Raw genomic sequence first — 17,793 nt, forward strand, 5'->3', positions numbered from 1 at the left:
CGCGCTCAGATGCGGGTCAGGGCCCAGAAGCCCACGGCATAGCAGGCGAGCGCGAGGAGCAGGACCGGGATCGCCACCTTGGCCGGGGGGCCCGGGCGGGACGGCCGCGGTGCTCGGTGCCGTGACGGAGCCTGGCCGGTCGGCGGAGTCTGCGGACTATGGGCGGTGTATGAGGCTGTGGAGGCGTCTGTCCGGTACTGCTGCACGAGCGGCAGGGGCCGGTCGGCGTACACCGGTGGGAGTGGCTGTGCGGGGGGCAGGGGGTGCGTGAGGTCGTAGGGGGAGACGGGCGGCTGCTGGTGCGGGGCCTGGAGCTGCCCGTGCTGGCCATGCGCGGGGGAGGAGGTGACCGTGGCCTGCGGAGGCGGCAGGTGGAAGCTGCCGGTGTCCGACATGGAGGGCGACTGGCCGGGAGCGGCTGACGGGTCGGTGGTCCGGCGGGGGTCGGGCGGTGTGGCCTGTGCCCCCGGACCGGACCAGGTGCTGCGGGAGGTGCCGGGGTGCTGCCCGCCGGCCACCGATGGGTCGCCGGCGTCCCCACCCTGCCGGGATCTCTGCTCATCCGTCTCCGGGCCGACCCGCGGGCCGGGCCCTTCCCCGCCGGTCCCCGGTCTCGGCGGCTCCTCCCTCGGCCCCAGCCCTTTGGCCCGCTCCAGCGGCCCCTCGGGGGCGAACCCGGGGGGAAGCGGGCCGAGTTGGTCGAAGATCTCGATCAGCTCGTCGTCGGGGCCCGGCTCGGGGAGGAGCTCCGCCGCGGCGGCGAGCGCCTTGCGCGCCCCCGTTGCCGTACGGAAGCGCGCCTGTGGGTCCGGCTGGAGCAGCGTGGCCACCACCTGCCACATCGGCTCCGGAATGTCCTTGGGCGCACCGGGCGTCCCGTGCTCGGCGAAGTACTGGATGAGCGCCTTGCTGTCCGGCTTGGCCCCCTCCAGCAGATACAGCGCGACCAGCCCTACGGCGAACAGGTCGGCGGGAAAGTCGGGCTCGGCGCCCATCAGCTGCTCGGGCGCGAGGTAACCGGGCGTCCCCACCACGAGGTTGGTATCCGTCAGGCGGGGCTCACCCAGCCGCAACGCGATGCCGAAATCGGACAGCCGCAGCCGCGGCCGGCCTGTGCCGGTGGCTTCCAGCAGGATGTTGGCGGGTTTGACGTCGCGGTGCACGACGTGCTCCGCGTGCACCGCGGCCAGTCCTGCCAGCAGCTGGTCGAGCAGCGTGCAGACGAAGGCCGGCGGGAGAGGGCCGTAGTCCCCGACGAGGTGGACCAGTGAGCCGCCGGCGACCAGGTCCATGGTGAAGAGGACCTTGTCGTCGTCGGCGGCCCAGCTGGTGGGGGCGAGCACATGGGGGTGGTCGATCCGCAGGGCCTGTTCGCGGACGAAGCGCAGCAGCGAGTGGGCGTCGCTCTGTAGCAGGACCTTGGCTGCCACGTAGCGGCGGCGACGGTGGTCCCAGGCGCGCCAGACGGCGCCGACCCCTCCGCGTCCGATCGGGTCGACCAGTTCGTACCGGCCGGCGAACACCTCACCCATCGCTGTACGTCGCTCCTCCCCCTGTGGTTTCCCCCTGTGCTTCCCCTCGGCGAGCGCTACGACTCCCCGGCGGGCCGAACGCCCCCACGACGCCCGCGATGAGCGGAACACGTCCCCCTCGCGTCGACCGGTCCCTCGTACGGAACACGCCCCCTCGTGCCCGCCGGTACCGTGACGCATCCCCCGTCACACCACCCACAGCCCCGATGCCGAACCCCCTTCGGCGGCCGGGCGGCGGGATCAGCTCTGGTGGGACTGGTAGTGCGCGACGGCGTCCGAGGTGCGGCCGGCGCCGTAGACCCGGAGGAACTCTGCCAGCTCCGGGTGGGTCGGGGCGAGGGTGTCGGCGGCATCGATGATGTCGCCCGCCGCCGCGACCGAGCGCAGCAGCGACTGGATCTCGCGGACCACGCGCTTGACCGTGGGCGCCCCCGAACTGGTCGTCGTCTGCGTGGTGTTGCTGAGCACCGAGCCCCCCTGCGACTTCTTGATCTCATCCATGCGGTCGGTGGCCTCGGCCGCGCTCACGCTGCCGTCCGCGACCTGCCCCGCCAGGTCCTGCAGCAGCTGCACCCGCTGCACCACGGCCGGATTGCCGATCTTCGCCCGCTGACCGCTCATCAGCTGGGACAGCATCGGCGCGGACAGTCCCAGCACTCCCGCGAGACGAGCCTGGTTGAGACCAAGATCGTCGATGAGCCTACGGAAGAGCGCCCCCAGCGGCTCCCCGTACCAGTTCCGCTGCAGTTCCCGCGCTCTTGCGGTGGCTTCCTGCTGTGCGGCGTCCATTGCGTCTCCCCATCGCTTCCCCAAGTACGGCGGTTCGCGGTAGCGAACCACGCCGAGCATCTTACGGAGAGTGGTCGGCGACGGGGACCCCCAATCTTTTTGCGGAACCACGGGGGTAACCCGGTACTCTGGTCCCCGACGCCCGCCCGGACGTGGTTTCTCCGGTCGGACGTCCTCTTCCGGGGCCTTAGCTCAGTTGGTAGAGCGCTGTCTTTGCATGGCAGATGTCAGGGGTTCGACTCCCCTAGGCTCCACTCCGGAAATGCCCTCCGAGCTGCGGAAACGCAGTGGGAGGGCTTTTTCGTGCCCTCTCGGGCCGGTGCGTCCGGCTGGTGTTTCACGTGAAACAGCGTGGCGGGGCAGAAGACCTCAAGTCTTCTGCCCCGCCACGCTTTTGGATCGGCGGCCGTCAGGAACGGTCGTCGCGCTGGGCGGCCTCGTTCTCGGCCTGCTTGGCCTCGACCTCAGGGTCCAGCACCGACTGGCCCGTGCCGTCCACGGAGGACAGACGGCCCGACTCGGGGACCTCCGTCGCGGCGGGCGGCTCCACCAGCCAGTCCGGGTTGGCCTGCTTGTCCCACCACTTCCACGCGGCGAAGGCGCCGCCTGCGACGGCACTCAGAATCACCAGCGTCTTCATGGCCCGGCCGGCCCTGGCCCGCCGTTCCTGCTTGCGGACCAGCTTCTGGATCTCCTTCGGCGAGACCTGACCGCGCAGCGCGGCCATCACAGCCGCACTCCGCGCGGCGGCCTCGGTCGTGACGGGCCCGGCCGCGGCCATCGCCTGCTCGATCCTCGGCCGGGAGTACTCCGCCGCCTGACGGGCGGCCTGACGTGTGCGGACGGCAGCCTCATGGGCGGCCTGGTCGACCTTCGGCGGCACATGCGTGCGGGCCTGCTCCAGATACGGCTGCACATGGGTGCCGTACTGGACGCGTGCCTGCCCGGCGGCCTGCGTCACCTTGGGCGCTAGCCGTACGCGTGCCTCGTGTGCGTAGTGCGCGGCCCTGTCCTTGGCCGTGTCGGCGTAGGGCGCCACCACTTCCGCGGCGTGCAGCACGCTGTCCTTCGCCGAACCAGTCGCGGCGCGCACGCTGTCGATGCGGGTCACGGGTTCCTCCTCCTCGGTGGCGTACGGTATTTCGACTTTCCACCCTTTTACGGATCATGCCTGCCGGTGCACCACCAGGCATGCGCGGACGGGCATCCGGGTCACGGGCGTCGGCGTCAAAGACGACGATCACATGCAATAGCGGGTGAATAAGGGGCAACGGGAGCTTGTCGTCGACAATGCCACGGATCATCGCCGTCCGCCCCCGTCCGGGGCTGCTCGACTGGTTATTTCTGCGACCGCCCGGCCCGGTTTCCCCCCGGTGCACCGAGGTCGGGCGACGCCGGTGCCCGTCCATGCGAGGATCAGGGAGTCACGGAAAGACAACGGAAGGCAGATCGTGGCTGAGCAGCTCTACGCCACCCTGAAGACCAACCACGGCGACATCGAAGTCCGGCTTCTGCCGAACCACGCCCCCAAGACGGTCAAGAACTTCGTCGAGCTCGCCCAGGGCGAGCGGGAGTGGACGCACCCGGCGACGGGCCAGAAGTCCACGGACAGGCTCTACGACGGCACGGTCTTCCACCGGGTGATCAGTGGCTTCATGATCCAGGGCGGTGACCCGCTGGGCAACGGCACCGGGGGTCCCGGCTACCAGTTCGAGGACGAGTTCCACCCGGACCTGCGCTTCGACAAGCCCTACCTGCTGGCGATGGCCAACGCCGGCCCGGGCACCAACGGCTCGCAGTTCTTCATCACCGTCTCCCCGACGGCGTGGCTGAACCGCAAGCACACCATCTTCGGTGAGGTCACCGACGCGGCCAGCCAGAAGGTCGTGGACACGATCGCCACGGCCCAGACGAACCCGCGCACCGACCGTCCGCTCAACGACGTGGTCATCGAGTCGGTCGTGATCGAGACCCGCTGAGGCGAGTACCGAGGCCCCCACGGGGAACCAAACGCCCTGCTCGTCCGTAAGGATGGGCAGGGCGGGCTTTTTCACCACGACCGAGGGGATCCCATGGACGACCAGGCTGCGGGCAGCCCGCAGGACGCCCACAGCGTCCCCATGTGCTACCGCCACCCGGACCGTGAGACCGGCATCAGCTGCACCCGCTGCGAGCGCCCGATCTGTCCCGAGTGCATGGTCAACGCCTCCGTCGGTTTCCAGTGCCCCGAGTGCGTCCGCACCGGCTCCGGCACCGGCCACTCACCCTCGGCCGCCCTGCCCCGGACGATCGCCGGCGGCACCATCGCCGCCGACCCCCGCCTGCTGACCAAGATCCTCATCGGGATCAACCTGGCCGTGTTCATCGCGATCCAGGCCCATGAGTCGCTCGTGAACGACCTCGCCCTGGTCGGCGCCTGGATGCCCGCACCCGCCACGCCCATGCAGGGCGTGGCGGGAGGTGAGTGGTACCGCATGGTGACGTCGATGTTCACCCACCAGGAGATCTGGCACATCGCGTTCAACATGCTCAGCCTCTGGTGGCTCGGCGGCCCGCTCGAAGCGGCCCTCGGACGTGTCCGCTACCTCGCGCTCTACTTCGTCTCCGGACTGGCGGGCAGTGCCCTGGCCTACCTGCTGGCCCCGCCCAACACGGCGACCCTGGGTGCCTCCGGCGCGATCTTCGGCCTGTTCGGCGCCACGGCCGTGCTGATGCGCCGCCTCAACTACGACATGCGGCCCATCATCGCGCTGCTGGTGATCAACCTGATCTTCACCTTCAGCCCGGGGTTCAACATCTCCTGGCAGGCCCACATCGGCGGCCTCGTCGCCGGTGTCGTCGTCGGGTACGGCCTGGTCCACGCCCCGCGCGAGCACCGCGCAGTGGTGCAGTACGGCACCTGTGCCCTGGTCCTCGGCGTCGTCGTCTTGCTGACCGTTCTGAGGACCGCACAGCTCACTTGAGCAGGCGTTGTCCACAGCGGGTGGCGAATCTTGTGCATACAGTGCGGGAACGCATGTGCCCCCTGTCGCTGACTGGCGTTTCCGCAGGTCAGGCAGGGGGCGAACAAGCTTTCGACTTGCAGTACTTCCGTCATACCGGCGTCAACACTCAACTGGTTATCCACAGATCGTCGTTTCTTTTCCACCTGTGGAAAACGGCTGTGGATAACTCAGCGAACACCCCTGGGCAGAGCTGCGTTCACCTTCCGGTGACCGCTACTTCCACTGCGTCGAGACACCGAATCCGGCGGCGATGAAGCCGAAGCCCACCACGATGTTCCAGTTGCCCAGCGAGTCGATGGGCAGCGAGCCGTCGGTGACATAGAAAACGACGATCCAGGCCAGACCGATGAGGAACATGGCCAGCATGACGGGCGCGACCCAGGCACGGTTGCTCAGTTTGATGGCGGTCGTCTGCTTCGCAGGCGGCGGCGTGTAGTCGGCCTTCTTGCGGATACGTGACTTCGGCACGAGGGTCTCTCCTGTCGATGCGCTGCGTGGCCGCGCAGGTAACTGGGTCGGTCTGGGGGCAGCGTAAGGGGACTCCGTCGGCTCCCCCGGGCGTCCGTTAGCGTAGTGCTTCCGCCGCGCCGAAGGAGATAAGGGTACGTTGAGCAATTCTGCCGACTCCCCCCGGACGGGATCCACCCCTGAGCGCGCACGCCGTTTCCGGCCCGTGCGGATCCTCACGGCGGCCGTCTTCGCTCTCGCCGGGCTCATCTTCTTCACCAGCTTCGACACCGCCAAGGGCACCAATATCCGTACGGACACCTCGCTGCTGAAGCTGTCCGACCTCATCCAGGAGCGCAGCCGGGAGAACGGTGAGCTGGACGAGGCCAACGGAGTTCTGCGCAACGACATAGAGGCGCTCGCCGAGCGGGACGACGGCAGCACCAAAGCGGAGGACGACAAGCTCGCGGCCTTGGAGAAGCGGGCGGGCACGCAGAAACTCAAGGGCGATGCGCTCACGGTCACGCTCAACGACGCCCCGCCGGACGCCACCGCCAAGCTCCCCGGCTACCCCGAGCCCCAGCCCGACTACCTGGTCATCCACCAGCAGGACCTCCAAGCCGTGGTGAACGCGCTGTGGCAGGGCGGGGCCAAGGGAATCAAGGTCATGGACCAGCGGCTGATCTCCACCAGCGCGGTGCGCTGCGTGGGCAACACCCTGATCCTCCAGGGCCGCGTCTACTCACCGCCGTACAAGATCACGGCGGTCGGCGACCCGGGCAAGCTGCAGAAGGCGCTCGCTCAGTCGCCGGCGATCCAGAACTACATGGTCTACGTCAATGTCTACGGGCTCGGCTGGAAAGTCGAGGAGAACGGCCCGGTGACGCTGCCCGGCTACTCGGGCACCGTGGATCTGCACTACGCGAAGCCCCTGGAGTAGGAGCCAGGCCCGGGGGAGCTGCCGGTGCGGGTGATGGACGGTCGGCGAACTATGCATCACCCCCGGCAGCCTGATCACCCCCGGCAGCCTGATTGTCCTCCGAAAGGTCCTCCCTTCGCCCTGCGCCGAGGGCCGGCCTTTCGCGATCATGTACATCCCGCGGCTCGGTTTCACGTGGAACAAGCCGGTGCCCGAGGGCACCGCCACCGACAGCGTGCAGAAGGACCTCGGTGGCCCGTTCGAGGACTTTTCCCCAGCTCGGGCGGGGTGACGCGGTAGTGCTGACCGACGGCACGACTTGGTTCACGTATCGGATCGACAAAGGCACGTACAAAACAGTGCCCTCCGACATCGAGGTGATCGACCCTGTCCCACGTACATCCGGGTACACGCGTCAGGCCGATATCTGACGCTGACCACGTGCGAACCGGAGTGGCGACACGGTCATCGGCTCATCGTCCGGGCGAACCCGGACTCCACCCAGCCCGTGGAGGCCGGGAAACCAGAGGCGCTGCGCCGCTAGTCTGGTGGCTGTACGGCGTGGGTCTGGTGCCGTGGTACGACGGAAGGGACGGCATGTACGGCTGGATCTGGCGGCATCTGCCGGGGAACGCGTGGGTGAAGGCGTTGATCTCACTCGTCCTGGTCGTGGCCGTGGTCTACCTCCTCTTCCAGTACGTCTTCCCGTGGGCGGAACCGTTGCTGCCCTTCAACGATGTGACGGTGGACAACCAGTGAGCGCGCGCATTCTCGTCGTCGACAACTACGACAGCTTTGTCTTCAACCTGGTCCAGTACCTGTACCAGCTGGGCGCCGAGTGCGAGGTCCTGCGCAACGACGAGGTGTCGACGGCACACGCCCAGGACGGCTTCGACGGTGTCCTGCTCTCCCCGGGCCCCGGTACACCGGAGCAGGCCGGCGTCTGCGTCGACATGGTCCGGCACTGCGCCGACACGGGCGTCCCGGTCTTCGGCGTCTGCCTCGGCATGCAGTCGATGCAGGTGGCGTACGGCGGTGTGGTGGACCGGGCGCCGGAGCTGCTGCACGGCAAGACCTCGTTGGTCGAGCACAGCGGCGGGGGCGTCTTCGCGGGGCTGCCGTCGCCCTTCACGGCGACGCGCTACCACTCGCTGGCCGCCGAGCCGGCCACGGTCCCGGCCGAGCTGGAGGTCACGGCCCGGACGCACGACGGCATCGTCATGGGTCTCAGGCACCGTGAACTGCCGGTCGAGGGCGTGCAGTTCCACCCCGAGTCGGTGCTGACCGAGCACGGGCACCGGATGCTGGCCAACTGGCTGGTGGAGTGCGGCGACGAGGGCGCGGTGGCGAGGTCGGCCGGGCTCGCCCCGGTGGTGGGCAGGGCCACGGCGTGACCGCGCTGCGCCCCGAGCGCGAGCCCGACACCTCGTACGGGCAGCAGTCGTACGGGGCGCCGGGTGCGTTCGAGGACTGGTCGGGAAGAGGGGGGTACGGCGCCGCTCCGCAGCCGGAGCCACGGCCGTACACGCCGGAGCCCCAGTTCTTCCCGCCCGAGGCGGAGCCCTTCACGCCCGAGGCGGAGCCCTTCACGCCCGAGCCGGAGCCGTACGCGGCATCGTACGAAGCCGCTCCGGATGAGCCATACCAGTCCCCGCCCCGGATCGACGAGGAGACGGTGGCGCTGCGGATCCCGGAGCCGCCGCCCGACAGTGCCCCCACAACAGGCTCTGCGGCCTCCGACGCCGCGCGGCAGGGCGGAGCGGCCGCCGGTGGCCGGGCGGCCCGCAGGAAGGCCGCCAAACGCCGTCACGGACGCCGTGGCGGCGCTCCGGCGACGGCCTCGGCCCGGGAGGAGTCCCGGGCGCCGCTGTCGCGGATCGAGGCGCGGCGGCAGGCGCGGGCGCGCAAGCCGGGCGCGGCGGTCGTGGCCAGCCGTGCGATAGGTGAGGTGTTCATCACCACCGGCGTGCTGATGCTGCTGTTCGTCACCTACCAGCTGTGGTGGACGAACGTCCGGGCGCACGCGCAGGCCGGCCAGGAGGCCAGCAGCCTCCAAGACGACTGGGCGAGCGGCAAGCGCAACCCGGGGGCCTTCGAGCCGGGGCAGGGCTTCGCGCTGCTGCACATTCCGAAGCTGGACGTGGTGGTGCCGATCGCCGAGGGCACCAGCAGCAACGGGGTTCTCGACCGGGGCATGGTGGGCCACTACGCGGAGGGCGCGCTGAAGACCGCGATGCCCGGCGACAAGACCGGGAACTTCGGGCTCGCGGGCCACCGCAACACCCACGGAGAGCCGTTCCGGTACATCAACAAGCTGTCTCCCGGCGATCCGATCGTCGTGGAGACACAGGACGAGTACTACGTCTACAAGATGGCCTCGATCCTGCCGGTGACCTCGCCCAGCAACACGAGTGTCCTGAACCCGATTCCCGCGGGGTCGGGATTCACCAAGCCCGGCCGTTACATCACGCTGACCACGTGCACGCCGGAGTTCACCAGCAAGTACCGGATGATCGTCTGGGGCAAGATGGTCGAGGAACGGCCGCGCAGCAAGGGCAAGCCGGATGCGCTCGTCAGTTAAGGGCAGATGACCAGTGGCAGCGACCACCGACACGGACCACGAAGAGCACACCGGCGCGGCGTCCCGGCCACCTGCGGCACGACGCCGTCCCGGGCCGATCGCGATGGCGGTCAGTTTCTTCGGCGAACTCCTCATCACCGCGGGCCTGGTGCTCGGCCTGTTCGTCGTCTACTCGCTGTGGTGGACGAACGTCGTCGCCGACCGCGCCGCCGGCAAGCAGGCCGACAAGGTCCGTGACGACTGGGCCCACGGGCGGGGCGGCCCGGGCGTGCTCGACACGAAGAACGGCATCGGCTTCCTGCACGTGCCCGCGATGAGCAAGAGCGAGGTCCTGGTCGAGAAGGGGACGTCGAACGAGATCCTCAACGACGGTGTCGCGGGCTACTACACCGACCCCGTCAAGGCGACCCTGCCGATGTCCGGCAAGAACGGCAACTTCTCCCTCGCCGCCCACCGCGACGGCCACGGCGCGAAGTTCCACCACATCGACAAGATCGAGAAGGGCGACCCGATCGTCTTCGAGACGAAGGACAAGTGGTACGTCTACAAGGTCTACGACATCCTTCCCGAGACCTCGAAGTACAACGTAGAGGTCCTCTCACAGGTCCCGAAGGAGTCCGGCAAGAAGAAGCCGGGCCACTACATCACGCTGACGACCTGCACGCCGCTGTACACGAGCACGTACCGGTACATCGTGTGGGGTGAACTGGAGCGGGTCGAGAAGGTCGACGCTGACCGGACACCGCCGAAGGAACTGCAATGACGACGGGCGGTCTCGCCGCTCTTGATGAGCGAGACCGCACGCCGACCTCGATGTTCTCGGGGTATCCGGCTCCCGAAGCACTGGTACTTGTGCGACGGGGCGGGCTGCGTGCGTCATCGGTTCGGCGATGGTCCATGCCCTGAAGAGGTGGATCTCGACGGCGCAGCCGTCCCTCCGGTCGTCGCAGGCCCTGAGGCAGTCCCCGTCGTGATTGAGGACGCCCTTGCCGCCAGGGTCCCCAATCCCCATCGGCCATGGCGCGTCGAGACGCGATCATGGCGCATGATCAAAAGCAAGCCCTCTGAAGCCCGAACGCGGTGACCGTCAGCCCTGGCCCGCGGACAGCACAGCGCCCCAGCGCTCTGGGAGTGCTGGGGCGCTTGCCGTACGGGGAGCGATCAGTCAGCCGTCTTCGTCGCGGCCGGTGAGGCCGCCGAAGATGCCGCCGTTGCCGTTACCCCCGTTGCCGCCGCCGTTGTTGTTGCCGACGCCGACGGTCTGGAGGGTGATCGTCGTGCCCGCCGGGTCGTCGATCTCCTGGTCGCCCTGGGGGTTCTGGCCGATCACGCGGGCGTTGTCGCTCTGGTCGCTGCCGGGCGCGAACTGGATGGTCCTGAAGCCGGCCTGCGCGAGGATCTGTTTGGCCTGACCGAGCGTCTGGCCGACCACCTGCGGCACCTTGACCTTCTGCTGCTCCTTCTTCTTGCCGATCTGGATGTTGACCGACGAATTCGGGTCGACCGACGTGCCGGCCTGCGGCGTGGTCGCGATGACCTTGCCGACCTGGTTGTCGTCGTCGGTCTCCACCTCGGTGCAGTTGCCGACCAGGTTGCTGGCCTCCATCTGCTGCTTGGCGGCGTCACAAGTCCGGCCGAGGACGTCCGGGACGGTGGACTTCTCCGCCGCCTTGGCGATCGTGAGGGTGATCGTGGACCCCTTCTCCACCTCCTCGCCCAGGCGCGGGTTCTGCTCGAGGACGGTGCCGGGGTCCTCCGGGGACTCCTTCGACTTCGTGTCGACCACGAACTCGTACTTGTCGCCCTCCAGCGTCGCCTTGGCCTCGTCCAGGCTGTCGCCGACGACGCTCGGCACCGCGACCTTCGGCGCCCCGGCCGACACCACGAGGGAGATGGTGTCGCCCTTCTTGACGTTCGTTCCGGCCGTCGGGTCCTGTTCGCAGACCTTGCCCTTGCTCTGGTTCTCGCAGGGCTTGGTGGTGGTCGTCACCGTGAGATCGCGGTTTTTCGCCAGTTGCTTGGCGTCGGTCAGCGTTTCGCCGACGAAGTTCGGTGCGGGAACCGCGTCGTTGCCGACCCCGTTGCCGCTGAACGCCCACCACCCGATCAAAACGGCCCCGACCAGGACGAGGATGCCGGCCACGGCCAGCAGGATCGTCGAGGTGCTGGACTTGCGCTGCTGCCCGCGGCGCCGGTCGGGGCGGTCGTCGTAGCCGTAGCCGCCGTCGTCCGGGTTCATGGGGGGCAGCATCGACGTGGCGCCCGCGCCGGCGTCCGCGCGCAGGGCCGTCGTCGGACGGTCGTCGGGGTAGCCGCCGTAGCCCACCGAGCCCATCGCCGCCGTGGCCGCGACCGGCTGGCCGTCGAGGCAGGCCTCGATGTCGGCACGCATCTCGTCGGCCGACTGGTACCGGTAGTCGGGGTCCTTGACGAGGGCCTTGAGGACGATCGCGTCCATCTCGGGCGTGATCTCGGGGTCGAAGACCGACGGGGCCTGGGCCTCTTCCCGCACGTGCTGGTACGCGACGGCGACCGGGGAGTCGCCGACGAACGGGGGCCTCACCGTCAGCAGCTCGTAGAGCAGACAGCCGGTGGAGTACAGGTCCGACCGGGCGTCCACCTGCTCGCCCTTCGCCTGCTCCGGCGAGAGGTACTGGGCGGTGCCGATGACCGCGGAGGTCTGCGTCATCGTCATGCCGGAGTCGCCCATCGCGCGGGCGATGCCGAAGTCCATGACCTTGACCTGGCCGTTGCGCGTCAGCATGACGTTCGCCGGCTTGATGTCGCGGTGGACGATACCGGCGCGGTGGGAGTACTCAAGGGCCTGGAGGATGCCGATGGTCATCTCCATGGACCGCTCCGGCAGCAGCTTGCGGCCGGAGTGGAGGAGCTCACGGAGTGTGGAGCCGTCGACGTACTCCATCACGATGTACGGGATCGAGACCCCGTCGATGTAGTCCTCGCCCGTGTCGTAGACCGCGACGATCGCGGGATGGTTGAGCGAGGCGGCCGACTGGGCCTCCCGGCGGAACCGGGCCTGGAAGGAAGGGTCACGCGCGAGATCCGCGCGCAGCGTCTTCACCGCCACGGTGCGGCCGAGGCGGGTGTCATGCGCGAGGTAGACCTCCGCCATGCCACCACGCCCGAGCACCTGGCCCAGTTCGTACCGGCCGCCGAGGCGACGCGGCTCTTCCATAGCTACCTACCAGCCCTCTCCGTCGGTCCCGACCGGAAACTTGTACGGTCGGAGGCTGCCATCCGGGCCTACCGTACCCGGCTCGCTTTGTGTGACCTGGCCAAGCCCGTCAGCCGATACAGGACCGGTATCGCAACGTGCACCGTTGTGAAGCAGACGTGAGCGGGGTCACTGCTTGCTGTTGATGACCGCCTCCATCACGTTCCTCGCGATCGGCGCCGCGAGGCCGCCGCCGGAGATGTCGTCACGGACGGCGTTGTCGTCCTCGACCACGACCGCCACGGCGACCGGCGAGCTGCCGTCGTCACCCTTGGCGTACGAGATGAACCACGCATAGGGGTTCTCACTGTTGTCGACGCCGTGCTGTGCGGTACCGGTCTTGCCGCCCACCGTGACGCCCGGGATCTTGGCGTTGGAGCCCGTGCCCTTCTCGACGACCGTCTCCATCATCGACTGGAGCTTCTGGGCGTTCTCCGAGGACAGCGGCTGGCTGAGCTCCTCCGGGTCGGTCTTCTCGATGGTGTCCACGCTGCGGGCCTGGAGCTCGTCGACCATGTACGGCTTCATCAGCTTGCCGTCGTTGGCGACCGCCGAGGCGACCATGGCCATCTGCAGCGGGGTCGCGGCGGTGTTGAACTGGCCGATGGACGACAGCGCGGTCTGCGAGGGGTTCATGTCGTCCGAGAAGACCGAGGCATTGGCGCGGACCGGGGTGAACTGCTCCTCGGTGAAGCCGAACTCCTTGGCTTCCGCCAGCATCTTCTCGTTGCCGAGGTCAGAGCCGATCTTGCCGAAGACGGTGTTGCAGGAGTACTGCAGCGCCACCCGCAGAGTGGCGTTCTTGCAGGGGATGTTGCCCTCGTTGGGCAGCTTGGTGTTGGTGCCCTCCATGACCCACGGGTCCGGCGAGTCCGTCTTCTCGTCGGCGTCCGTGTACAGGCCGTTCTCCAGGGCGGCGGCCGCCGTGACCACCTTGAAGGTGGAGCCGGGCGGATAGGTCTCACGCAGCGCCCGGTTGAGCATCGGGTCGTTCGGGTTGTTCTTCTTCTGCAGCTTCTGCCAGGCCTCGGTGTCCGTCGTCGTGGAGTTCCCGGCGAAGGACGACGGGTCGTACGACGGGAAGGAGGCCAGGGCCAGGATCTTGCCGGTGGACGGCTCGAGGGCGACGACGGCGCCCTTGCCGCCCTGCTTCTTCAGGCCGTTGTAGGCGGCCTTCTGCGCGGCGGCGTTCAGCGTCGTGACGACGTTCCCGCCTTCCTGCTTCTTGCCGGTGAGCATGTCGAGGGTGTTGCGGAAGAAGAGCCGGTCGTCGTTGCCGGTGAGGATGCCGTCCTCGATGGACTCCAGCTGGGTGGCGCCGAAGGCCTGCGAGGCGTATCCGGTGACCGGCGCCCACATCGGACCGTTCTTGTAGGTGCGCTTGAACTTGAAGTCGCTGCCGGATGTCTCGGTCGAGCCGGTGATCGGCTGTCCGCCGACGATGATGTCGCCACGCGGGGAGGCGTAGCGCTGGATGATGACGCGGCGGTTGTTCTTGTCGGTCCTGAGCTCGTCGGCCTGGACGTACTGGAGCCAGTTGTCGCGGATGAGCAGTGCCAGGACGAGCAGACCGCAGAAGATCGCGATCCGGCGCAGGGGCTTGTTCATGACGGGCGGACCACCTGGGTCATCTCGACGTCGGGGTTGGCGGCGGGAGCGGGGGCCGGGCGGCGGGCGGTGTCGCTGATCCTGAGCAGGATGCCGATAAGCGCCCAGTTGGCGATGACGGAGGAACCGCCGTACGCCAGGAACGGCATCGTCATACCGGTCAGCGGGATGAGCCCCATCACGCCGCCGGCCACGACGAACACCTGGAGCGCGAAGGCGCCGGACAGGCCGATGGCGAGCAGCTTGCCGAACGGGTCGCGAGCGGCGAGGGCGGTGCGCACACCGCGCTCCACGATCAACGCGTACAACAGCAGGATCGCCATGATGCCGGCCAGGCCCAACTCCTCGCCGAAGGTCGCGAGGATGAAGTCGGAGTTGGCTGCGAACCGGATCAGGTCGGAGTGGCCCTGGCCCCACCCGGTGCCGAGGGTGCCGCCGGAGCCGAAGGCCCACAGCGCCTGCATGGCCTGCTCGGAGTGGCCTGCCTGGCCCGCGCGGGAGAGCATGTACTCGCGCATCGGGTCGAGCCAGGCGTTGACGCGCTGCTGGATGTGCGGCTCGAAGCTGGCCACGCCAACCGCGCCGACCGCGGACATCAGCAGACCGAAGACGATCCAGCTGGTCCGCTCGGTGGCGACGTACAACATGATCACGAACATGCCGAAGAACAGCAGCGACGTACCGAGGTCGGTCTCGAAGACCAAGATGAGGATCGAGATCGCCCAGACGACGACGATCGGGCCGAGGTCGCGGCCACGCGGCAGGTACAGGCCCATGAAGCGGCGGCTGGCGAGCGCGAGCGCGTCCCGCTTGACCATCAGATAGCCCGCGAAGAAGATCGCGAGCACGATCTTCGCGAACTCACCGGGCTGGATGGAGAAGCTGCCGACCTGGATCCAGATCCTCGCGCCGAAGACGTTCCGGCCGAGACCCGGAACCAGCGGCAGGAGCAGCAGGATCAGCGCGCCGACCATGGAGATGTAGGTGTAGCGCTGCAGGACGCGGTGATCCTTTAGGAAGATCAACACGGCGACGAACAAGGCGATGCCCAGGGCCGTGTAGAGCAGCTGCCGGGGCGCGGCCGTGCCTGCCTGCTTGATCTGCTGCAGCAGCTCGGACTGGTCGAGCCGCCAGATGGCTACGAGCCCCAGCCCATTCAGCAGCGTCGCCACCGGCAGCATCAGCGGGTCCGCGTACGGCGCGAACTTCCGTACGACGAGATGGCCGACGCCCGCGAGCAGGCCGAGTCCGAGACCATAGCTCAGCAGACCCGGCGGTACCGAGTCGTTGAGGGCCAGGCCGACGTTGGCGTAGGCGAACACCGGGATGACGACGGCGAACACCAGCAGTGCCAGCTCGGTGTTGCGGCGGCTCGGGGCGCCGATCGCGCCGATCGTGGACGTGTGGTGCGTCGGCGAGTTTGTAGTGCTCATCGTGTGACAGGGCCTCTCACGGCTTGCCTACTGCTTACCGCACAGCGAGACGACCTTCTGCTCTTCCTCCGAGAGGCTGGGGCCGGGGCTGGGAGTGGGTGCGGTCGTGGTCGGGGGCGTGGACTTCTCCGGCGCCGACGGCGAGCCCGACGGAGTCGACGGGTTCGGTGTCGGTGTGGCCTTGGACGTGAAGGAGGCGGGAGTGGTTCCCGTGGTGCCCCCGGCCTCGCCTTCGCCGGTTCTGGCGTTGTTCTGGCTCTCGGCTTCGCGCCGCTGCGCCTCCTTCTTGCACGCGGAGGCCTGCACCGACAGTTCCTGGATCTTCGCCTGGGCGTTCTTCAGCCCGCCCTCGGCGATGGTCGCCTCGACCAGCTTCTGCTGGTAGGGCGGCAGGTACTTGAGTTCGATCTCGGGGTGGTCCTTCTCGACCTTCGAGAGCGACACCCAGGCCAGGTCCTGGCTGATGCCCCGGTACAGCGCGACGTGCTCGCCCTCGGCGCCGACGTAGTACTGCGTCTGCGTCCAGCGCCAGCCTCCGTACAGGCCGCCGCCGATGACGGCGAGGGCGAGGGCGCCGTAGAGGGATCTCTTCAGCCACCGGCCCTTCTTGCGCGGCTTGGTGAAGTCGGCGTCGTCGTAGTCGAAGCCGGAGGCGGGGATGTAGCCGGTGGTGTCGCCGGAGCCGGGCGGGCCGAACTCGCCGCCCCCACCGCCCTGGCCGTGCCCCCGCCTGCCGAGCCCGGAGGCTCGGCCCGCGGGGGTCTGCATGATGCCGTTGTCGTGCAGCTGGTGCTGGTTCTCGGCGACGGCACCGACCACGACCGGGGTGTCGGACAGCTGCCCGGCGAGGGTGTCGCCGGTGTCGAGGTCGAGGACGTCGGCGACGATGACCGTGATGTTGTCCGGGCCGCCGCCGCGCAGCGCGAGCTCGATCAGGTTCTGGACGGTCTCATGGGGGCCCTGGTAGCTGGCGAGGGTGTCCTCCAGGGTCTGGTGGGACACCACGCCGGACAGGCCGTCGGAGCAGATCAGGTAGCGGTCGCCGGCGCGGACCTCCCGGATGGAGAGGTCGGGCTCGACGTGGTCGCCGGAGCCGAGCGCGCGCATCAGCAGCGAGCGCTGCGGGTGCGTCGTCGCCTCCTCCTCGGTGATCCGGCCCTCGTCGACCAGGCGCTGCACCCAGGTGTGGTCCTGGGTGATCTGCGTCAGGACACCGTCGCGGAGCAGGTAGGCGCGGGAGTCGCCGACGTGGACCAGGCCGAGGCGCTGGCCCGTCCACAGAAGGGCGGTCAGGGTGGTGCCCATGCCCTCCAGCTGGGGGTCGTCCTCGACCATCGAGCGCAGCTGGTCGTTGGCGCGCTGCACCGCCGTGCCGAGCGAGGTGAGGATGTCGGAGCCGGGGACGTCGTCGTCGAGGGCGACGATGGTGGAGATGGCCTCGGAGGAGGCGACCTCACCGGCGGCGGCGCCGCCCATGCCGTCGGCGATGGCGAGCAGGCGCGGGCCGGCGTATCCGGAGTCCTCGTTGCCCTCCCGGATCATCCCCTTGTGCGATCCGGCCGCGAAGCGCAGTGACAGACTCATGCGCACCTCGCCTGTCGGCTCCGGGTACAGCCGGTCGTGTCGAGCCACACTGCCCACCCTCCGGTCGGGAGCGCGCCGGGGCCCGGGGTGGGGCCCGCCGCTGCGTGCTCGCTCCGCTCGCGCTCATTCATTGGTGTAGCACTACTTCCGCAGCTCGATGACGGTCTTGCCGATGCGGATCGGCGCGCCCAGCGCAATCGGTGTGGGAGTCGTCAGCCGGGTCCGGTCCAGGTACGTGCCGTTGGTGGAGCCGAGATCCTCGACGATCCACTGGCCGTCGCGGTCCGGGTAGATCCTGGCATGGCGGCTGGAGGCGTAGTCGTCGTCCAGCACGATCGTCGAGTCGTGCGCCCGGCCCAGGGTGATGGTCTGGCCCTGGAGCGCGACCGTCGTACCGGTGAGGGTGCCCTCGGTCACGACCAGCTTGGTGGGGGCGTTACGGCCGCGGCGGCCGCCGGCGGGCTGCTGGCGCTGCTGCGGCGGCGCCTGGCGGGCGGCCTGCTGTTGCCGGCCGGCCTCGCGGCGCGCTCCGCGCTGGGTGACCCGCGTACCGAACAGGTCGCTCCGGATGACCTGCACGGCCACGATCACGAACAGCCACAGAACGGCCAGGAAACCCAGCCGCATGACCGTGAGGGTCAGCTCTGACATTGCCCCCGC

At 68.8% G+C, this 17,793-nt stretch carries 16 protein-coding genes, 1 tRNA gene and 1 pseudogene; 9 read left to right on the forward strand and 9 right to left on the reverse strand.

Annotated features, from left to right (window positions below):
- Positions 1–5: 5 nt before the first annotated feature.
- Together ACWD1U_RS07930 and ACWD1U_RS07935 are read right to left on the reverse strand one after the other, a co-directional pair.
- Entirely contained in the window at positions 6–1,532 is a 1,527-nt protein-coding gene (locus tag ACWD1U_RS07930; RefSeq protein WP_451105433.1) for a protein kinase domain-containing protein, read from the reverse strand.
- A gap of 240 nt (positions 1,533–1,772) precedes the next feature.
- Positions 1,773–2,321 (reverse strand): helix-turn-helix domain-containing protein, encoded by a 549-nt coding sequence (locus ACWD1U_RS07935; protein ID WP_451105435.1) that lies wholly within the window; start codon positions 2,319–2,321, stop codon positions 1,773–1,775.
- Positions 2,322–2,502: 181 nt separating this feature from the next.
- On the opposite strand from ACWD1U_RS07935, the gene ACWD1U_RS07940 reads away from it, so the two are divergent.
- Positions 2,503–2,575 (forward strand) — tRNA-Ala (locus ACWD1U_RS07940).
- Positions 2,576–2,730: 155 nt separating this feature from the next.
- On the opposite strand, the gene ACWD1U_RS07945 is transcribed toward ACWD1U_RS07940, so the two are convergent.
- On the reverse strand, positions 2,731–3,432 hold the full coding sequence (locus ACWD1U_RS07945) for a DUF5324 family protein (protein ID WP_451105437.1): 702 nt from the start codon (positions 3,430–3,432) through the stop codon (positions 2,731–2,733).
- Between the two features lie 340 nt (positions 3,433–3,772).
- Here ACWD1U_RS07945 and ACWD1U_RS07950 point away from each other — a divergent pair, with 340 nt between their 5' ends.
- Positions 3,773–4,300, forward strand: a complete 528-nt coding sequence (locus ACWD1U_RS07950) for a peptidylprolyl isomerase (RefSeq protein ID WP_451105439.1) — start codon at positions 3,773–3,775, stop codon at positions 4,298–4,300.
- A 93-nt stretch (positions 4,301–4,393) separates the two neighbouring features.
- Entirely contained in the window at positions 4,394–5,284 is an 891-nt protein-coding gene (locus ACWD1U_RS07955) for a rhomboid family intramembrane serine protease (RefSeq protein WP_451105441.1), read from the forward strand.
- A gap of 255 nt (positions 5,285–5,539) precedes the next feature.
- Here ACWD1U_RS07955 and crgA read toward each other — a convergent pair whose 3' ends face one another.
- Positions 5,540–5,794 (reverse strand): cell division protein CrgA, encoded by a 255-nt coding sequence (gene crgA, locus ACWD1U_RS07960; protein WP_030846986.1) that lies wholly within the window; start codon positions 5,792–5,794, stop codon positions 5,540–5,542.
- 139 nt (positions 5,795–5,933) lie between these two features.
- On the opposite strand from crgA, the gene ACWD1U_RS07965 reads away from it, so the two are divergent.
- The 6 genes and pseudogenes from ACWD1U_RS07965 (at position 5,934) to ACWD1U_RS07990 (ending at position 10,036) form a co-directional block, all read left to right on the forward strand.
- Positions 5,934–6,713: a DUF881 domain-containing protein gene (locus ACWD1U_RS07965; protein ID WP_451105443.1), complete on the forward strand. Its 780-nt coding sequence runs from the start codon at positions 5,934–5,936 to the stop codon at positions 6,711–6,713.
- Between the two features lie 127 nt (positions 6,714–6,840).
- A pseudogene (locus ACWD1U_RS07970) lies at positions 6,841–7,236 on the forward strand (sortase domain-containing protein); the annotation flags it as partial.
- A gap of 17 nt (positions 7,237–7,253) precedes the next feature.
- Positions 7,254–7,451, forward strand: a complete 198-nt coding sequence (locus ACWD1U_RS07975; RefSeq protein WP_451105805.1) for a hypothetical protein — start codon at positions 7,254–7,256, stop codon at positions 7,449–7,451.
- Positions 7,448–8,086 (forward strand): aminodeoxychorismate/anthranilate synthase component II, encoded by a 639-nt coding sequence (locus ACWD1U_RS07980; protein WP_451105445.1) that lies wholly within the window; start codon positions 7,448–7,450, stop codon positions 8,084–8,086. Before ACWD1U_RS07975 ends, ACWD1U_RS07980 begins: the two co-directional genes overlap by 4 nt.
- Positions 8,083–9,273, forward strand: coding sequence for a class E sortase (locus ACWD1U_RS07985; RefSeq protein ID WP_451105447.1), 1,191 nt, complete (start codon positions 8,083–8,085; stop codon positions 9,271–9,273). Before ACWD1U_RS07980 ends, ACWD1U_RS07985 begins: the two co-directional genes overlap by 4 nt.
- Before the next feature lie 13 nt (positions 9,274–9,286).
- Complete coding sequence (locus ACWD1U_RS07990; RefSeq protein ID WP_451105449.1) at positions 9,287–10,036, forward strand: class E sortase; 750 nt, start codon at positions 9,287–9,289, stop codon at positions 10,034–10,036.
- A gap of 402 nt (positions 10,037–10,438) precedes the next feature.
- On the opposite strand, the gene pknB is transcribed toward ACWD1U_RS07990, so the two are convergent.
- The 5 genes from pknB to ACWD1U_RS08015 form a co-directional block, all read right to left on the reverse strand.
- Complete coding sequence (gene pknB, locus ACWD1U_RS07995; RefSeq protein ID WP_451105451.1) at positions 10,439–12,469, reverse strand: Stk1 family PASTA domain-containing Ser/Thr kinase; 2,031 nt, start codon at positions 12,467–12,469, stop codon at positions 10,439–10,441.
- Positions 12,470–12,637: 168 nt separating this feature from the next.
- Complete coding sequence (locus ACWD1U_RS08000; RefSeq protein ID WP_451105453.1) at positions 12,638–14,116, reverse strand: peptidoglycan D,D-transpeptidase FtsI family protein; 1,479 nt, start codon at positions 14,114–14,116, stop codon at positions 12,638–12,640.
- Positions 14,113–15,549, reverse strand: coding sequence for an FtsW/RodA/SpoVE family cell cycle protein (locus ACWD1U_RS08005; RefSeq protein ID WP_451105455.1), 1,437 nt, complete (start codon positions 15,547–15,549; stop codon positions 14,113–14,115). Before ACWD1U_RS08005 ends, ACWD1U_RS08000 begins: the two co-directional genes overlap by 4 nt.
- A gap of 27 nt (positions 15,550–15,576) precedes the next feature.
- On the reverse strand, positions 15,577–17,133 hold the full coding sequence (locus ACWD1U_RS08010; protein ID WP_451105457.1) for a Stp1/IreP family PP2C-type Ser/Thr phosphatase: 1,557 nt from the start codon (positions 17,131–17,133) through the stop codon (positions 15,577–15,579).
- Positions 17,134–17,274: 141 nt separating this feature from the next.
- A complete protein-coding gene (locus ACWD1U_RS08015) occupies positions 17,275–17,784 on the reverse strand; it encodes an FHA domain-containing protein FhaB/FipA (RefSeq protein ID WP_190052878.1) in 510 nt (169 codons plus the stop codon).
- Positions 17,785–17,793 lie beyond the last annotated feature (9 nt).

Source organism: Streptomyces sp. NPDC002788, from assembly GCF_053592115.1.

Excerpts from the sequence above, each read along its gene's own strand:
- ACWD1U_RS07930 (WP_451105433.1), bottom strand. The coding sequence starts at position 1,532 with ATGGGTGAGGTGTTCGCCGGCCGGTACGAACTGGTCGACCCGATCGGA.
- ACWD1U_RS07935 (WP_451105435.1), bottom strand. The coding sequence starts at position 2,321 with ATGGACGCCGCACAGCAGGAAGCCACCGCAAGAGCGCGGGAACTGCAG.
- ACWD1U_RS07955 (WP_451105441.1), top strand. The coding sequence starts at position 4,394 with ATGGACGACCAGGCTGCGGGCAGCCCGCAGGACGCCCACAGCGTCCCC.
- pknB (WP_451105451.1), bottom strand. The coding sequence starts at position 12,469 with ATGGAAGAGCCGCGTCGCCTCGGCGGCCGGTACGAACTGGGCCAGGTG.
- ACWD1U_RS08000 (WP_451105453.1), bottom strand. The coding sequence starts at position 14,116 with ATGAACAAGCCCCTGCGCCGGATCGCGATCTTCTGCGGTCTGCTCGTC.
- ACWD1U_RS08005 (WP_451105455.1), bottom strand. The coding sequence starts at position 15,549 with ATGAGCACTACAAACTCGCCGACGCACCACACGTCCACGATCGGCGCG.
- ACWD1U_RS08010 (WP_451105457.1), bottom strand. The coding sequence starts at position 17,133 with ATGAGTCTGTCACTGCGCTTCGCGGCCGGATCGCACAAGGGGATGATC.
- ACWD1U_RS08015 (WP_190052878.1), bottom strand. The coding sequence starts at position 17,784 with ATGTCAGAGCTGACCCTCACGGTCATGCGGCTGGGTTTCCTGGCCGTT.